This window comes from Pantoea sp. SGAir0215, assembly GCF_043543215.1.
The window spans coordinates 3,891,004-3,907,902 of record NZ_CP028031.1; the positions used below are offsets into that span (position 1 = coordinate 3,891,004).

General features: G+C 49.2%; 18 protein-coding genes and 1 other RNA gene. 12 read left to right on the forward strand and 7 right to left on the reverse strand.

Features of this window, described 5'->3' with window-relative positions; translation table 11 throughout:
* Positions 1-22: 22 nt before the first annotated feature.
* Positions 23-601, reverse strand: a complete 579-nt coding sequence (gene rpoE / locus C1N64_RS18135) for an RNA polymerase sigma factor RpoE (RefSeq protein WP_006120509.1) — start codon at positions 599-601, stop codon at positions 23-25.
* Positions 602-961: 360 nt separating this feature from the next.
* Between rpoE and nadB the strand changes: the two genes are divergently transcribed.
* Positions 962-2,623: an L-aspartate oxidase gene (gene nadB, locus C1N64_RS18140; RefSeq protein ID WP_394515053.1), complete on the forward strand. Its 1,662-nt coding sequence runs from the start codon at positions 962-964 to the stop codon at positions 2,621-2,623.
* On the opposite strand, the gene C1N64_RS18145 is transcribed toward nadB, so the two are convergent.
* Positions 2,608-3,357, reverse strand: coding sequence for a tRNA(1)(Val) (adenine(37)-N(6))-methyltransferase TrmN (locus tag C1N64_RS18145; RefSeq protein WP_394515054.1), 750 nt, complete (start codon positions 3,355-3,357; stop codon positions 2,608-2,610). The genes nadB and C1N64_RS18145 overlap by 16 nt on opposite strands.
* Before the next feature lie 167 nt (positions 3,358-3,524).
* On the opposite strand from C1N64_RS18145, the gene srmB reads away from it, so the two are divergent.
* Complete coding sequence (gene srmB, locus C1N64_RS18150; RefSeq protein ID WP_033740936.1) at positions 3,525-4,853, forward strand: ATP-dependent RNA helicase SrmB; 1,329 nt, start codon at positions 3,525-3,527, stop codon at positions 4,851-4,853.
* Between the two features lie 208 nt (positions 4,854-5,061).
* Here the strand turns inward: srmB and grcA are convergent, their stop codons facing one another.
* Positions 5,062-5,445 (reverse strand): autonomous glycyl radical cofactor GrcA, encoded by a 384-nt coding sequence (gene grcA, locus C1N64_RS18155; protein ID WP_058707688.1) that lies wholly within the window; start codon positions 5,443-5,445, stop codon positions 5,062-5,064.
* A gap of 257 nt (positions 5,446-5,702) precedes the next feature.
* On the opposite strand from grcA, the gene ung reads away from it, so the two are divergent.
* Complete coding sequence (ung, locus tag C1N64_RS18160) at positions 5,703-6,392, forward strand: uracil-DNA glycosylase (protein WP_054633312.1); 690 nt, start codon at positions 5,703-5,705, stop codon at positions 6,390-6,392.
* Positions 6,393-6,439: 47 nt separating this feature from the next.
* Here the strand turns inward: ung and grpE are convergent, their stop codons facing one another.
* Complete coding sequence (gene grpE / locus C1N64_RS18165) at positions 6,440-7,021, reverse strand: nucleotide exchange factor GrpE (RefSeq protein WP_164482471.1); 582 nt, start codon at positions 7,019-7,021, stop codon at positions 6,440-6,442.
* A 122-nt stretch (positions 7,022-7,143) separates the two neighbouring features.
* Between grpE and nadK the strand changes: the two genes are divergently transcribed.
* The 3 genes from nadK (at position 7,144) to bamE (ending at position 10,302) form a co-directional block, all read left to right on the forward strand.
* Complete coding sequence (nadK, locus tag C1N64_RS18170) at positions 7,144-8,022, forward strand: NAD(+) kinase (protein WP_006120497.1); 879 nt, start codon at positions 7,144-7,146, stop codon at positions 8,020-8,022.
* An 84-nt stretch (positions 8,023-8,106) separates the two neighbouring features.
* Positions 8,107-9,768 carry a DNA repair protein RecN gene (recN, locus tag C1N64_RS18175; protein WP_394515055.1) on the forward strand — a complete coding sequence of 554 codons (1,662 nt, stop codon included), beginning with the start codon at positions 8,107-8,109 and terminating at the stop codon, positions 9,766-9,768.
* Between the two features lie 186 nt (positions 9,769-9,954).
* A complete protein-coding gene (bamE, locus tag C1N64_RS18180; protein ID WP_033740942.1) occupies positions 9,955-10,302 on the forward strand; it encodes an outer membrane protein assembly factor BamE in 348 nt (115 codons plus the stop codon).
* A gap of 97 nt (positions 10,303-10,399) precedes the next feature.
* Here bamE and C1N64_RS18185 read toward each other — a convergent pair whose 3' ends face one another.
* Both C1N64_RS18185 and C1N64_RS18190 read right to left on the reverse strand, forming a co-directional pair.
* Positions 10,400-10,693, reverse strand: coding sequence for an RnfH family protein (locus tag C1N64_RS18185; RefSeq protein WP_006120493.1), 294 nt, complete (start codon positions 10,691-10,693; stop codon positions 10,400-10,402).
* Positions 10,686-11,120: a type II toxin-antitoxin system RatA family toxin gene (locus tag C1N64_RS18190; RefSeq protein WP_006120491.1), complete on the reverse strand. Its 435-nt coding sequence runs from the start codon at positions 11,118-11,120 to the stop codon at positions 10,686-10,688. The genes C1N64_RS18185 and C1N64_RS18190 overlap by 8 nt, the downstream gene beginning before the upstream one ends.
* Before the next feature lie 158 nt (positions 11,121-11,278).
* Here C1N64_RS18190 and smpB point away from each other — a divergent pair, with 158 nt between their 5' ends.
* From smpB to C1N64_RS18220, 6 genes are all read left to right on the forward strand, one after another.
* Positions 11,279-11,761 carry an SsrA-binding protein SmpB gene (gene smpB / locus C1N64_RS18195; protein WP_033740943.1) on the forward strand — a complete coding sequence of 161 codons (483 nt, stop codon included), beginning with the start codon at positions 11,279-11,281 and terminating at the stop codon, positions 11,759-11,761.
* A 43-nt stretch (positions 11,762-11,804) separates the two neighbouring features.
* Positions 11,805-12,167: a transfer-messenger RNA gene (ssrA, locus tag C1N64_RS18200) on the forward strand.
* Between the two features lie 176 nt (positions 12,168-12,343).
* The gene (locus C1N64_RS18205; RefSeq protein WP_394515056.1) at positions 12,344-13,561 is read left to right on the forward strand and encodes an integrase arm-type DNA-binding domain-containing protein; all 1,218 of its coding nucleotides are present in this window, start codon (positions 12,344-12,346) and stop codon (positions 13,559-13,561) included.
* A 261-nt stretch (positions 13,562-13,822) separates the two neighbouring features.
* Positions 13,823-14,089: a type II toxin-antitoxin system HigB family toxin gene (locus tag C1N64_RS18210; RefSeq protein ID WP_394515057.1), complete on the forward strand. Its 267-nt coding sequence runs from the start codon at positions 13,823-13,825 to the stop codon at positions 14,087-14,089.
* Positions 14,082-15,311 (forward strand): ImmA/IrrE family metallo-endopeptidase, encoded by a 1,230-nt coding sequence (locus C1N64_RS18215; RefSeq protein WP_394515058.1) that lies wholly within the window; start codon positions 14,082-14,084, stop codon positions 15,309-15,311. Before C1N64_RS18210 ends, C1N64_RS18215 begins: the two co-directional genes overlap by 8 nt.
* Before the next feature lie 13 nt (positions 15,312-15,324).
* The gene (locus tag C1N64_RS18220) at positions 15,325-16,458 is read left to right on the forward strand and encodes a beta family protein (protein ID WP_394515059.1); all 1,134 of its coding nucleotides are present in this window, start codon (positions 15,325-15,327) and stop codon (positions 16,456-16,458) included.
* Between the two features lie 239 nt (positions 16,459-16,697).
* Here C1N64_RS18220 and C1N64_RS18225 read toward each other — a convergent pair whose 3' ends face one another.
* Complete coding sequence (locus C1N64_RS18225) at positions 16,698-16,895, reverse strand: hypothetical protein (protein ID WP_394515060.1); 198 nt, start codon at positions 16,893-16,895, stop codon at positions 16,698-16,700.
* Positions 16,896-16,899: the final 4 nt, after the last annotated feature.

The following is a 16,899-nucleotide window of genomic DNA, read 5'->3' on the forward strand; positions in this document are numbered from 1 at the left end:
AATACCCTTCCAGTAGCCGTTATCACTGACGTTGGATAAGCGGTTGAACTTTATTATCAATGGCCTCACGTGCACGGAAAATACGTGACCTTACCGTGCCCACCGGGCAATCCATAATGACGGCGATCTCTTCATAGCTCAGACCGTCAAGTTCCCTGAGGGTAATTGCCATTCGCAAGTCCTCAGGAAGCGCCTCGATGGTACGAAAGACGATTTGTTTCAGTTCATCAGACAACATTAAGTTCTCAGGGTTCGAAATTTCTTTTAACGCACCCGCACTTTCGAAATTTTCCGCATCAATTGCATCAACATCGCTGGAAGGCGGACGGCGTCCCTGAGCAACCAGATAGTTTTTGGCTGTATTCACGGCAATCCGATACAGCCAGGTGTAAAACGCGCTATCGCCACGGAAAGAATCCAGTGCCCGATACGCCTTAATAAATGATTCCTGAACGACGTCAGGCACATCGCCTGAAGGCACATACCGTGAGACCAGGCTCGCGACTTTATGCTGGTAACGGATCACCAGTAAGTTGAAAGCTTTTTGATCCCCCTTCTGAACCCGTTCAACCAGAACCTGGTCCGCTAACTGCTCGCTCATCCGAGGTAAAGTCTCCCCAAATACTTTCTTATGCGTTAAGGAACTGCCAGCACACAGCTATTGAGCAAGCATGCGCTTTGAGTCATTACGTGGCGAAAAGTTCATTTTCGGCCGCTTTGCTGCAGGATTACACAGTTTGTTGATTTTCGTTCAATGTAACACGCGCAAATCGCAGGCAGAGTAACCTATGACAGCCGCTTTTTCATCTTTAAATCCTTGTATTCGATTAAGTTTGGTATGAAAAACAGATTTTAAACGGTTAAATGACTAACCATTTGATATATCTCATAAATTAGATTTAGTCCGCTATTACGCCTGCTTGCGTGTTCAAAATACTTCACAAAAAACCATCAAAGGCTTATGCTCGGGTCATTCTTGTTTAGTAAATTAAACGCTATGACAACATTCTCCCCCTCAGATTATCAGTGTGATGTGCTTATTGTGGGCAGCGGTGCGGCGGGACTGTCACTGGCGTTGCGGCTGGCCTCGCATTACCGGGTCACTGTGCTCAGTAAAGCGCAGGTTAATGAAGGCTCAACGCTGTATGCGCAGGGCGGCATTGCGGCAGTGTTTGATGAAACTGACAGCGTGGATTCTCACGTTGAAGACACGCTGATTGCCGGGGCGGGCTTGTGCGATCGTGAGGCTGTTTCATTTGTCGCCAGCAATGCGCGGCACTGCGTGCAGTGGCTGATCGATCATGGCGTGGCGTTTGATACCGATCCTCAGGCCGGCGGTGAAATGCGTTACCACCTGACGCGAGAAGGCGGCCACAGCCATCGCCGTATTCTGCACAGCGCCGACGCCACCGGCCGGGAAGTGGAAACCACGCTGGTCGGCCAGGCGTTGCGTCATCCGAATATCCGCATCCTGGAACGCACTAACGCGGTGGATCTGATCCTGTCAGACAAACTGGGCTTACCGGGCCCCCGCCGGGTAATGGGGGCCTGGATCTGGAACCGCAATCGCGAACGGGTCGAAACCTGCCAGGCGCGCGCCGTCGTGCTCGCCACGGGCGGCGCGGCCAAAGTTTATCAGTACACCACGAATCCTGATGTCGCCTCTGGTGACGGCATTGCGATGGCCTGGCGAGCAGGATGCCGGGTCGCTAACCTGGAATTTAACCAGTTTCACCCTACCTGCCTGTTTCATCCGCAGGCGCAAAACTTTCTGCTGACGGAAGCCCTGCGCGGCGAAGGCGCCTGGCTGGTGCGGCCCGATGGTTCGCGGTTTATGCCTGACTTCGACGAACGCGCGGAGCTGGCCCCGCGCGATATCGTCGCCCGCGCCATCGATCATGAAATGAAACGGCTGGGCGTAGACTGCATGTATCTGGATATCAGCCACCAGCCGCCGGCCTTCATCCGTTCCCACTTCCCGATGATTTACGAAAAACTGCTGACCTTTGGCTTTGATCTGACAAAGGACAGAATCCCTGTGGTGCCCGCCGCGCATTACACCTGTGGTGGCGTGGTCGTCGATCGGCATGGCCGCACCGACATCGATTGTTTATATGCAATCGGTGAAGTCAGTTATACCGGGCTGCACGGTGCCAACCGCCTCGCCTCAAATTCTGTCCTGGAGTGTCTGGTATATGGCTGGTCTGCCGCGGAGGATCTGATGCGGATCTTACCTGAAACGGAGACCGTAGATCGTTTACCGGCCTGGGATGAAAGCCAGGTGGATGATGCCGATGAGCGCGTGGTCATTCAGCATAACTGGCATGAACTACGGCTGTTTATGTGGGATTATGTCGGCATTGTCCGTACCACTAAGCGGCTGGAACGCGCGTTGCGCCGCATCAGCCTGCTTCAACGGGAAATCGACGAGTACTATCGCCACTTCCGGCTGTCAAACAACCTGCTGGAACTGCGCAACCTGGTACAGGTGGCAGAGCTGATGGTGCGTTGTGCGCTGCAACGCAAAGAGAGCCGCGGGCTGCATTTTATTCGCGACTATCCCGATACGCTGGCGGAAGCGCAACCGACCGTCCTGCAGCCCGGCGATCACATAAATAAATAGAAGTCACGCGTCAGGCTTTGCCAGGCGTCAGAATACTGCCGGTCGGCATCGCGGATAGCCAGGCGTTCAAACAGGGTTTCACCCGGACTGGGTGAAAACCCCAGCAATACACGATGCGGCGGACGGTGAGCATATTCCGCCACATCGAAGCGAAAGCGCAGATGCCAGCCCTCCGATTGTGCCTGCGCAATCACCTCCTGCCCTGTCGTCTCAGGCAATATCACACAAAAGAAGCCCTCTTCTTCTATGAGCAACGCTGCGCAACGTAATAAGGTCTGATGGTTTAAGGTACCGGTCGCGCGTGCGCTGTCGCGTGCCGACGTTGAGCAAGCCACGCCAGGTGCAAAGTAAGGCGGATTACTGACGATCAGTGAATAGCGCGTATTGCTGTTTTCCGCCCACTGCGCAATATCCTGTTGATGAACATGAATACGCGCAGCCCAGGGTGACTGACAGGCATTCTCGCTGGCCTGTTGCGCAGCGTCGGCATCGAACTCCACCGCATCGATGACCACATCAGAATGCGTTCGCTGTGCCAGCATCAGCGCAATCAGGCCCGAACCGGTACCGATATCAAGGATGCGCTTTACCCCGGCGACCGGTGCCCACGCGCCTAGCAGAATGCCATCAGTACCGACCTTCATTGCACAGCGGTCGTGTGCGACAAAAAACTGCTTGAAGGTAAACCCGTTCTTTTTTAACTGCGGCCGCGCCTGCGGCTTGTCCTGCATCATACTCAGCGACCATTCACCTGTTTTTCTGCCGTATAGCTGGCGCCAAGTGTAACGTGCCAGGTTGGGGAATTCACGCCGTTGACGTAATCTGACGCAGTCAATACCGATAAACAGATGAAGATTATGTCCGATCTGTCTATAATCAGCGCCCCAAACTGAGGTAGAACATGACCGTAACCACATTTTCCGAACTTGAACTCGACGAAAGCCTGCTTGAAGCGCTGCAGGAGAAAGGCTATACGCGCCCGACAGCAATTCAGGCTGCTGCCATTCCCCCCGCGCTGGAGGGCCGCGACGTTCTGGGTTCGGCACCTACCGGGACCGGGAAAACCGCCGCGTATTTATTACCGGCGTTGCAGCACCTGCTCGATTTTCCACGCAAGAAGTCTGGCCCGCCACGTATTTTAATTTTAACGCCCACCCGTGAACTGGCGATGCAGGTTGCCGACCAGGCGCGGGAACTGGCGAAACATACGCATCTGGATATCGCCACTATCACCGGCGGCGTGGCCTTTATGAACCACGCCGAAGTGTTCAGCGAAAATCAGGACGTTGTGGTTGCCACCACCGGCCGTCTGCTGCAGTACATCAAAGAAGAAAACTTTGACTGCCGCGCAGTGGAAACGCTGATCCTGGATGAAGCAGACCGCATGCTGGACATGGGCTTTGCCCAGGATATCGAAACCATCGCGGGTGAAACGCGCTGGCGTAAACAGACGATGCTGTTCTCCGCTACGCTGGAAGGCGAGCATATTAAAGATTTTGCCGAGCGCCTGCTGAACGAACCGGTTGAACTGGAAGCCGATCCCAGCCGTCGCGAGCGTAAGAAAATTCAGCAGTGGTATCACCGCGCCGACGATCTTGAGCACAAAACCAAACTGCTGGTTCACCTGTTAAAGCAGCCGGAAGTGACCCGATCCATTGTGTTTGTGCGTAAACGTGAACGCCTGCATGAACTGGTCAGCTGGCTGCATGATGCCGGAATCCGCACCAGCTACCTGGAAGGGGAAATGGTCCAGGCTAAACGCAATGAGGCGATTAAACGTCTGGTGGAAGGTCGGGTAAACGTGCTGGTCGCCACCGATATCGCCGCACGCGGGATTGACGTGGAGGATGTGAGCCACGTGATTAACTTCGATATGCCACGCACGGCGGATACCTATCTGCACCGCATCGGCCGTACGGGCCGTGCCGGTCGTAAAGGCATCGCCATTTCGCTGGTCGAAGCCCATGACCATCTGCTGCTGGGTAAAGTCAGCCGCTACGTTGACGAGCCGATTAAAGCACGGGTGATTGACGAGCTGCGTCCGGTCACGCGTGCGCCTTCGCCAAAAACTACCGGAAAACCGTCGAAAAAGGCGCTTGCGAAGCGTGCAGAGCGAAAAGCCAAAGAAGAAGAGAAACCGCGGGTGAAAAAACGCCATCGCGATCTTAAAAATGTCGGTAAACGCCGCAAGCCAAGTGGCAGCTCATCCGGCAGTGAGAATGCGGAATAAAACAGCACGCTTCTAAAAAAATCGCCTCCTGAGAGGCGATTTTTCATTGTTCAGGTGGGTAAAGCCCGGTTTCGTCTCCATTCAGCATCAAACATCATAAAGCCGCCCGGCTGGATATTTCACCCGACGACAGTCATGTTCTATCTGTCTGTTAACGCGTAGAAATTTGTCCTTCTGGCGCTGCGTTTTATTTCAGCACACAGGCAGTTTATAAACTTTCCGTAAAGGTACGGGCAATGACGTCACGCTGTTGTTCAGGCGTCAGCGAATTAAAGCGCACGGCATACCCGGAAACACGAATGGTCAGCTGCGGATACTTCTCAGGATGTTTCACGGCGTCTTCCAGCGTTTCACGGCGCAGGACGTTAACGTTTAAGTGCTGCCCGCCTTCCACGCGCACCCGGGGTTTAATCTCGACCGGTACTTCACGGTAAGCCATGTCCCCTAACTCACCAATCGCGACAATCTGATCGTCCTGATAGCCCGCTACGGCACACAGACAACGTGCCTGAGCGGTTTCTTCATCTAACAGCCAGAACGAATTCACTAAGGCCGGATTGTGTGACTGGGTAATTTGAATACCTGTGATCATCTCAGTTTCTCCTGCAAGGCATTGGCTGGACCAATACCGTCAATAAATCAATGATGAGCAACTGGTATATCACTCGCTCATGACGTTAGTTTTGACCTGAATCAAGTACAATCGGGCACTTTTTGGCCACATTACTAAGCGATTGATTTTTAAAACGTAGCGGGACTATATTTTATTGAATTTTTAAAATAATTTTAGGCTTCATGTCTGGATACTGAACAGCTAAGCTTAGCGTTCAGAATACAAGGGAGTTGATTATGGCTGCAAAGCTGACCTGGCACGATGTGCTGGCTGAAGAGAAAGAGAAGCCCTATTTCATTGAAACCCTGAAACAGGTCGCCAACCAGCGGGCTGCAGGCGTGACCGTTTATCCGCCGCAAAAAGACGTGTTTAATGCCTTTCGCTTAACGGAGTTAGGCGATGTGAAAGTGGTGATTTTGGGTCAGGATCCTTATCACGGGCCGAATCAGGCACATGGTCTGGCTTTTTCTGTATTACCGGGCGTGCCCATTCCGCCTTCCCTTCAGAACATGTATAAAGAGCTGCAGCAGGATATTCCGGGCTTTGAGAAACCCAGTCATGGCTATCTGGCCAGTTGGGCAGAGCAAGGCGTGCTGTTGCTGAATACCGTGTTAACGGTGGAAGCGGGCAAAGCGCATTCTCATGCCCGGCTGGGCTGGGAAACCTTTACCGACAGGGTGATTGACGCGATTAACGCGCAGCGTGAAGGGGTAATCTTTTTACTGTGGGGTTCGCATGCGCAGAAGAAAGGCAGCATCATTGATCGCCAGCGCCATCATGTGTTGCAGGCGCCGCATCCTTCTCCCCTTTCGGCACACCGCGGCTTTTTTGGCTGCCAGCATTTCTCAAAAACTAACGCCCTGTTAAAAGAAAGCGGCAGAGATCCTGTTGACTGGACACCGGTTTTACCTGACCCGGCAGCCTGAACACAACGGCCGCGTCAGTGCGCGGCCGTTGTGAGATGAGGCTACAATCAGGCTTTCGCCTTGGCCACTGCAACCATGGCCGGACGCAGTAGACGCCCATTCAGGGTATAACCGCGTTGCATCACCATCATCACGTGGTTAGGCTCGACATCGTCAGATTCCATCATCGACATCGCCTGATGGACTTCAGGGTTGAACGGCACGCCGGTTTCACCGACCACTTCAACACCGAATTTACGCACTGCGCCCAGCAGCGATTTCAGCGTCAGCTCAATGCCTTCCACCATCGAAGCGGATTTCTCATCTTCTTTGTTCGCCAGCTCCAGCGCACGCTCCAGGCTGTCAATCACCGGAAGCAGCTCGTTGGCAAACTTCTCCAGCGCAAATTTGTGCGCTTTTTCAATGTCCATCTCGGTACGACGACGCACATTTTCAATCTCTGCCTGTGCACGCAGCTGCGCGTCACGCACGCCGTTCTGCAACTGCGCCAACTCAGCTTCGAGCTGAGCAATGCGCTCATCACGCGGATCCACCTCACCTGCTGTCTCCGCGTCCTGAGGTTGCTGTTGTTCCTGTTGAATTTCGTCTGAGACTTGCTCGTTTGGGGTGTTCTGTTCTTTACTACTCATGAATTTCTCCGCGTTTTGCACATTCACTTCGCTGGTTGGCTTATTATGGGGATTGGTTTGGCGGTTTCAAGGGAACACGTCACATCATCGTGCCGATTTGGCTTATGAGGAAGACCCACTCGATGAACAAACACTTTAACTGCATTGGAATTGTGGGCCATCCACGCCATCCCACCGCGCTCACCACGCATGAAATGCTGTGCCGCTGGCTGACCGGTAAGGGCTACCGTGTCATTGTCGAACAGCAGATTGCGCAGGAACTCTCACTGGACGATGTCCAGACTGGCACGCTGGCAGAAATTGGCCAGCAGGCGGATTTAGCCGTCGTGGTCGGCGGCGACGGTAATATGTTAGGCGCAGCCAGAGTACTGGCGCGGTATGACATAAAAGTGATTGGCATCAACCGCGGCAATCTGGGATTTCTGACGGATCTGGATCCGGATAACGCGCACCATCAGCTTGATGACGTGCTGAACGGCAATTATTTTGTGGAAAGCCGCTTTCTGCTGGAAGCGCAGGTCTGCAAAACCGACTGCTCACCCCGCATCGGCAGCGCGATTAATGAAGTGGTACTCCATCCGGGCAAAGTCGCCCACATGATCGAGTTTGAAGTGTACATTGATGAGGTGTTTGCCTTTTCACAGCGCTCAGACGGCCTGATCATTTCTACGCCGACCGGATCTACAGCCTATTCCCTGTCCGCAGGGGGCCCGATCTTAACGCCGTCGCTGGACGCGATAACGATTGTGCCGATGTTTCCGCACACCTTATCGGCCCGGCCTCTGGTGATTAACAGCAGCAGCACCATTCGCCTGCGCTTTTCGGCCCGCCGCAACGACCTGGAAATCAGCTGCGACAGCCAGATTGCGCTGCCTATTCAGGAAGGGGAAGATGTGCTGGTCCGCCGCAGCGAAAACCATCTCAATCTTATCCATCCCAAAAACTACAGCTATTTCAACACGCTGAGTTCCAAACTGGGCTGGTCAAAAAAATTGTTCTGAAAGTGAGCGCGCCCTCTTTACTGGATAAAAAACCAGTTTATACTGTATGAAAAACCATATGTGTTTATTCATACAGGTGACGCTATGCTGGCACAACTGACCATCAGCAATTTCGCTATCGTTCGTGAGCTCGACATTGATTTTCAACGTGGCATGACGGCCATTACCGGTGAAACCGGTGCCGGTAAATCTATTGCTATCGATGCGCTCGGATTGTGCCTTGGCGGTCGCGCGGATGCCGATATGGTGCGTCAGGGTGCCAACCGCGCAGATTTATGCGCGCGCTTTCAAATCAAAGCCTCGCCTTCCGCTCAGCGCTGGCTCAGCGACAATCAACTGGATGATGGCAATGAGTGCCTGTTGCGCCGCGTGATCAGTGCCGATGGCCGCTCACGCGGTTTTATTAACGGCACGGCGGTTCCGCTTTCACAGCTTCGCGATTTAGGCCAGTTGCTGATTCAGATTCATGGCCAGCACGCGCACCAGTTGCTGCTCAAGCCCGACCATCAAAAACACCTGCTGGATGCCTATGCCGGGCATGACGCGCTGCTGGTTGAGATGCGTGCGGCGTATCAGACCTGGCATCAGAGCTGCCGTACCCTGGCGCAGCATCAGCAGCAGGCGCAGGAACGTGAATCCCGTCGCGAATTACTGCAGTACCAGCTCAAAGAACTGAACGAGTTTGCCCCGCAGGCAGGTGAGTTCGAGCAGATCGACGAAGAGTACAAACGCCTGGCCAACAGCGGACAGCTGCTTTCAACCAGCCAGCAGGCACTTCAGCTTCTGGCGGACAGCGATGACACCAACCTCAACAGTATGCTGTACAGCGCACGCCAGATGCTGTCAGAGCTTACCGCACTGGATGACAAGGTCAGCGGGGTTTATAACCTGCTGGAAGAAGCGGCCATTCAGTTGAGCGAAGCCAGCGACGAACTGCGTCACTACTGCGACAGCCTCGATCTGGATCCCAATCGCCTTTATGAACTGGAACAGCGTATCTCGCGGCAAATCGCGCTGGCGCGTAAGCACCATGTCACGCCAGAAGGCTTACCCGCTCTCCATCAGCAATTGCTGGATGAAGCAGAGTTGTTATCCCATCAGGAAAGCGATCAGGAAAGTCTGCAAACGTTGGTCACCGAACATTATCAGGCGGCCTTACAGTGCGCGGAACGACTGCACGAACAACGTAGCCGCTTTGCGGATGAGCTTCAGCAGTTAATTACCCAGAGCATGCATTTGCTTTCGATGCCGCACGGCCGCTTTGCCATCGACCTGGTGTTTAATCCCGATCAGTTAACGGCGGATGGCGCAAGCCGCATTGATTTCCAGGTGACGACCAACCCCGGGCAGCCTTTACAGCCGTTGGGCAAAGTTGCTTCCGGCGGTGAGCTGTCACGTATTGCGCTGGCCATTCAGGTGATTACGGCCCGCAAGATGGAAACCCCGGCGATGATCTTTGACGAAGTTGATGTGGGCATCAGCGGCCCTACCGCCGCCGTCGTCGGCAAGATGTTGCGCCAGTTGGGCGAATCAACACAGGTGATGTGCGTTACGCACCTGCCGCAGGTCGCCGGTTGCGGACATCAGCACTTCTTTGTCAGCAAAGAGACTGACGGCGAAATGACGGAAACCCATATGCAGCCGCTGGACAAGCGCGCACGTTTGCAGGAACTGGCGCGTTTACTGGGCGGCAGCGAGGTCACCCGCAACACGCTGGCTAATGCTAAAGAACTTTTAGCCGCCTGATATGCACTTTTTTAACACAGCGTGGTCATATGCATGCTCTGTAGAGGTTTCCAATAGCGAAAAGGTTTATTATCATCGACAGCTATTGTCGCCTGAATAATAAAGCCTGCCGCAGGCAGAGTTCAGAATTTGATGGCAGAAGAACAGCCTGTAAAAGGCGTTTGGCCCCAGAAAAGGAATGTATAGATGCGCTGTAAAACGCTGACTGCCGCGGCAGTGGTAATGTTGATGATGACCGCCGGATGCTCCACTTTAGAGCGCGTGGTTTATCGTCCCGATATCAATCAGGGAAACTATCTGGTTGCCAATGATGTTGCCAAGATTCATACCGGCATGACTCAGCAGCAGGTGGCCTATACACTGGGTACGCCGATGATGAAAGATCCGTTTGGTAGCAATGTCTGGTACTACGTATTCCGTCAGGAACCTGGCCATGAGAAGGTCAAACAGCAGACACTGACGTTGACCTTCGACCGCAGCGGTGTGCTGACCAACATCGACAATAAACCTGCCCTGTCCTCGCAAGAAGGCTAACGGTTGATTCTGACCGTCGCTATCGCGGCGGTGATTAACCCGCAGAAAGCCAAAAGGCGCTCATCAGCGCCTTTTTCATGTTCTTCGATCTGACCAGTTATTTCTTGCTGCTGGCCGCGCGTTCTGCGCGTTGACGACGCAGTTCTTTCGGGTCGGCAATCAGCGGGCGGTAGATCTCAACCCGATCGCCTTCCTGCACGATATCCGTCAGTTTCACCGGGTGGCTGTAAATGCCCACTTTATTGCTGGCAAGGTCGATATCAGGCCGCAGCTCAAGCAAACCCGATTTTTTGATGGCCTGCTCGACCGTACTGCCCTCTTCCAGCTTTACGTACTGCTGATACTGTTTTTCAGGCAGGGCGTACACCACCTCAACCGAGATATCAGGCACTGTAAACCTCTTTGGCGCGTTGCGTGAACGCCTGCACCATGCTGTTGGCCAGTTCTTTGAAGATGCGACCGAATGCCATTTCAACCAGCATATTGGTGAACTCAAACTCCAGGCTAAGTTCGACCTTACAGGCATCATCGCCGAGATCGATAAAGCGCCATCCGCCGGTCAGCTTGCGGAACGGGCCGTCGACCAGCTGCATATGAATGCTCTGGTTGTCGGTCAGCGTATTACGGGTAGTAAAGGTTTTACTGATGCCCGCTTTAGACACGTCGACTGACGCCGTCATCTGATTTTCAGAGGCATCCAGCACGCGGCTACCGGTGCAGCCCGGCAGAAACTGCGGATAGGCATCGACATCGTTTACGAGTTGGTACATTTGTCCGGCGCTAAAGGGGACCAGCGCCGAACGACTAATCTGAGCCATAATGGTTCCTGTTCGTCACAAAACCGCTAAATAATAGCATTTTCAGCGATTAAACAAAAATTCCTCATTGTCATGGTGTGCTAGAATACCCTGTTTCCTGCTGCCCCGCTGGACTGGGGATGCGATAACCGACCAAGTGATGTAAAATACGCGGCATTATGACAAAGAAAAAAGCACACAAACCCGGTTCTGCCACCATTGCCATGAACAAGCGCGCCCGCCACGAATACTTCATTGAAGAAGAGTTCGAAGCCGGTTTGTCGCTACAGGGATGGGAAGTTAAATCACTCCGTGCAGGTAAAGCGAACATCAGCGACAGCTACATTTTGCTGCGCGATGGCGAAGCCTATCTGTTCGGTTCAACCTTCCAGCCGCTCGCCGTGGCTTCAACGCACGTAGTCTGCGATCCTACCCGCAGCCGTAAACTGCTGTTGAAAAAGCGTGAGCTGGATTCACTGTATGGCCGCGTTAATCGCGAGGGCTATACCGTTGTTGCGCTGTCGCTCTACTGGAAAAACGCCTGGTGTAAGTTAAAAATCGGCGTGGCTCGCGGTAAGAAAGAACACGACAAGCGTAACGACATCAAAGATCGTGAATGGCAAATGGACAAAGCGCGTATTATGAAGAATGCCAATCGTTAAATACTGGAATTCGATACGCTTTTTTGCTAGTATTTGAAGTTCTGGGGCTGATTCTGGATTCGACGGGATTGTGAAGCCTTAGGAGCATGCCGAGGGGCGGTTGGCCTCGTAAAAAGCCGCAAAAAAATAGTCGCAAACGACGAAAACTACGCTTTAGCAGCTTAATAACCTGCTGAGAGCCCTCTCTCCCTAGCCTCCGCTCTTAGGACGGGGATCAAGAGAGGTCAAACCCAAAAGAGATCGCGTGGATGCCCTGCCTGGGGTTGAAGCGTTAAACTTAATCAGGCTAGTCTGTCAGTGGCGTGTCCGTCCGCAGCTGACCGGCGAATGTAAAGACTGGACTAAGCATGTAGTGCCGACGGTGTAGTAATTTCGGACGCGGGTTCAACTCCCGCCAGCTCCACCAAAATTCTTTCGCGGCGATACCAGAATTGTCCGCTGAAGTCCTGATAGCCCGCACGGCACAAGCCCTGCGGGCTTTTTTGTGTCCATAGCCGTCCACCGAGAGTTGCTAGAATCCACGCCATGTGACACCCTGTTTTGGACCCAACGCCCAAGGGTCCAAAATCTGAGGGTCCAAACATGCCGAAAGTCATCACTAAACTCAACGATACTCAAATCAAAAACACTAAGCCTGGCGAGAAGGAAGTGAACCTCTTCGATGGTGACGGCTTGTTTTTGCGCATATCGCCGACCGCGAAAGGTGGCAAGAAAAACTGGTACTTCAGGTATGCGGTTCCCGTGACTAAGAAAAGAACGAAAATGAGTTTGGGAACTTACCCTCACCTTACCCTCGCGCAAGCTCGCTCTCTCAGAGATCAGTACCTCGCCCTACTCGCCCAGCAGATTGATCCGCAAACCCATAAAGCCGATAAAGTAAATGCACTAAAAGCGGCCACTGAACACACATTGCAGGTGGTGGCAAGAAAATGGCTCGAAGAGAAGAAAAGAACGTCAGGGATTTCAGAAGATCATGCAGCAGATATCTGGCGTAGCCTTGAACGTAACATCTTCCCTGGCTTGGGTAATGTTCCGATAAAAGAGATTCGTCCCAAACTCTTGAAACAACAACTCGACCCAATTGAACAACGTGGGGTTCTTGAAACCCTGAGGCGCATTATCTCCCGGCTAAACGAAATTTTTCGCTGGGCGGCTACTGAAGAACTCATTGAGTTCAATCCAGCTGATAACCTTGCCCAGCGGTTTAAAAAGCCTAAAAAGCAGAATATGCCAGCACTACCTCCTTCTGAATTACCGCGCTTTCTGGCTACGTTGAACAATGCTTCTGTACGTATGGAGACAAGACTATTGATTGAATGGCAATTGTTAACTTGGGTTCGTCCAGGTGAAGCCGTTCGTGCAAGGTGGGCTGACATTGATACAGCCAATGGCATTTGGACCATTCCTGCAGATTTTATGAAAATGAGAAAAATTCACAAAGTTCCACTAAGCAGGGAAGCTTTGAGTATCCTCGAAGCAATGAAACCAGTAAGTGGGCACAGAGAGTGGATTTTCCCCAGTATAAAGTCCCCTCTAAGTCATATGCATGAACAAACAGCCAATGCCGCAATTATTCGAATGGGCTTCGGAGGTGAGCTTGTAGCTCACGGTATGCGTTCTATTGCGAGAACAGCCGCAGAAGAATCTGGCAAGTTCAGAACTGAAGTTCTCGAAGCAGCACTCGCTCACTCAAAGAAGGACGAGATCGTAGCAGCATACAACCGTGCTGAATATCTAGCTGAACGTGTGGTACTTATGCATTGGTGGGGTGATTACTTACAAGTTCAAAAAAATCATTAAAGTAATTGATTCAATTACGCCAGTCTTAAATTAAATATATCTGAACTATATATATAAAATTTGACTTATCTAAAAAAACCTCCAAGGTTAACCATATGATATATTAGACATTTTATATTGACACCCATTTTTTTATTGATCGTAAATGCTTAACAATCATAAAGTAATAAAAAACAGTGGTGTTTATGTTCCATTTTTGGGAACATTTTATTGACACTTACAATTACTACACATACTATAGTTCCCATATGGAGAACATCTATGCGACTTATAGGTAAGCATCGGCTTCAATCGCTTTTGAAGACCAACCCAGAAACTGAAATCTGGCTATCGGCTTGGGTGGCAGAATTAACCAACGCTTATTGGAAAGATGCTAAGGGAGTATTAGATGCTTTTCCCAGAGCAGAGCAAATTGATAAATTTTGCTATGTGTTCTTCGTTAAAGGCATTAAATCACGTGGCATTAAAGTAACCTTTGAGTTTGAAAGGAGCATTGCAGTGATCAATCAGGTAATTTTCAATGAGTAAAATAACTGAAGTTCGGGTAATCCGAACCGAAGAACAATATCATTTGGCTCTTTCGGAAGTAGAGAGATTGTTAAGATTGGAACTGCCTGCTGGCTCTGAAGACTCAGAACGGCTTGAATTACTTACACTAGTTATAGAAAATTACGAAAATTCCAACTATCCAATAACTCCAGTTGATCCAATTGAAGCCATTAAATTTAGAATGGAGGAATCGGGACTACGCCAAGCAGATCTGACCCCATATTTTGGTACTAAAAGCCGTGTATCTGAGGTTTTATCAGGGAAAAGACCTTTAACTGTTGCCATGATTAAAGCATTATCGATAGGCTTAGGGATGTCTCCACAGACGTTATTGGGCTTAGAAACAGAAACAGGATATGCCGATCGCTCCCCAGCTGAAGAAGTAAATTGGTCAAAATTTCCTATTAAAGAAATGCTTTCCAAAGGTTGGATTGAAAATATTGCTTCTCAAACGAAGTTAAGTACTGAAGAAAAAGTTAAAAATTTCATTGAGAGACTTGGGACTAATTTATCTACTGCAGCCTTTAAACGGACGCTTAATGGTGAAGCATACTCACCAACTACTGTTTATAAACTACATGCATGGATTGCAAGAGTTGTTCATAAGGCTAGAGAAAAAAACCTTAAAGCAACCTTTCATAAGGATTTAATAACCAAAGAATTTTTGAAAGAAATTGCCCATTTAAGCTGGTCAGAATATGGCCCTTTATTAGCTGTTGAATTTCTAGAAAAAAATGGCATATGTGTAGTAATTGAACCATGTTTAACTGGCACATCTGTAGATGGAGCTGCACTGAAGGATAATGACGGAAGACCGATCATTGCTCTCACTCTTAGACAGGATCGTTTAGATAATTTCTGGTTTACGCTCATGCATGAATTAGTTCATATATGGAAGCATACTGACTCTAATAATACCTTTGTAGATGATCTTGAAACTCTTAAGAATAGTACGGATAAAATGGAAGCTGAAGCAAATCGAATAGCGCGGGATACTCTTATTCCGCGTGTTATCTGGAAGCGAAGTTCAGCCTACTTAACACCTAATATTTCAACAATAGAAGAGCTTTCCAGAGAATTAAGAATTCATCCCGCTATTATTGCGGGGAGAATTAGAAGAGAAAGCGGAAAATATAATCAATTTTCTGAATTAGTAGGTCAGGGTGAAGTAAGAAAGCATTTTCCTAATCATATATGGTAAAAGAGGTTCCTACATGTATCCAAAATATATGCCTATTTTGAAGGCTAAGAAAGGCGAGTTAGAAGCTATAGAGGCTCTACTTCCTTATCCACACGTATTGAAAGAGATGCTTCCTGTATTTGAAATCCCATTCCTTACTAAAAAGCAAAGGTTGACAAAAAAATATTCAAGCATTTCAAATCCTATTGAATTTTTTCTAGATAACAAGGCTTTGAATTTATCCGAAAAAATGAAAAAATATCCAATGGGAATCGATATAAGCAGATGGCCTCCGAATTCTGTACTTGAGTCGGGCGAACATATTCTAAGCCATATTATCACCACCTTAAATAATAATGGTTGCAATGTTTTTCCTGTCATTGGTTACGACCGCTGGGAAGATGAAGAGTATGCTACTACCTTACAGAAAATGAGCGCTAGTCAAAATGAGTTCATAATCAGGCTCAACTCGTTTGCATTCGAAGATTTAATTGAGGAAGAGCCATTCTATGAAACATTAGATGATATTCTGTCCTCTTTATCAATTATGCCCGAACACTGCTCTATCATAATTGATTTCGAAGATATCACAAAAACTTCAATTGTAGAAATGAATGAGAAAGTACACGAAACTTTAAATGCACTTAATAAATATAAATTCAAATTCATTTCAATTGCAGGAAGCTCCATAACAAGTGATATAAATGGAATGGTTCCTAACCATAACTCAGAAGGAATAGTGATACGTAAGGAACTGAAAGTTTGGAAAGCATTTAAGAAATTTCAACCTGAATTAATTTTTGTATTTGGCGATTATGGTGTAGTAAACCCTTCAGTTGGTGAAGATATTATTGCACCTGACGCTAATGGCAAAATAAGGTATACAATTGATGACAGTCTTTATGTGGTGAGAGGTTATTCCAGAGCAACAGGGAAAAAAGGTGCTCAAATGCAAGATCTTAGTAAAAGATTAGTGTCTTCTCCCCATTATAAAGGAACAAGGTTTAGCTGGGGGGATAAGAAAATTAACGATTGCGCTCAAGAAGAATATATAGGCAGCACAACAAACTGGGTTTCAATTGATACAACTCATCATATAACACATGTTGTAGTTGAAGTCAGAGAATTCGAACTGCTTATTGAACAACAAAAAGAATTTCAAAACTGATACTTAGAACACATTGCATGCCACAATGTGTTCTAAGAAGATTATTCTGTGCGCTGCATCATTGCACATGTAATGAAATGTTAGATTTTAATGAAATATAACAAATAAATAATATGTTGAATATTTTAAAAACCGCTAAAGTTTTTTAAATAAACATAGGTATTACTTTTTTAAGAAAAATAATCCTTAGAGTGCTATATACACAATAAAACCTAAATCCAAAAGCACATTGAAAATTTTTACGCTTTAGCCTTTTTCGCCGCACCAGGATGATGATATTCAACAATATTGGGATTTTGAGACTCTACCCACGCTTTAATCAATTTTTTTCTTGCAGAATTCATAACCTCTGCATCATTTTGAGAAAAAAACACATCTCTATCTTGTTGTTTGTCATACTGTTTACCACTAAGGATAAAGATAGTATCTGAAGACATATGC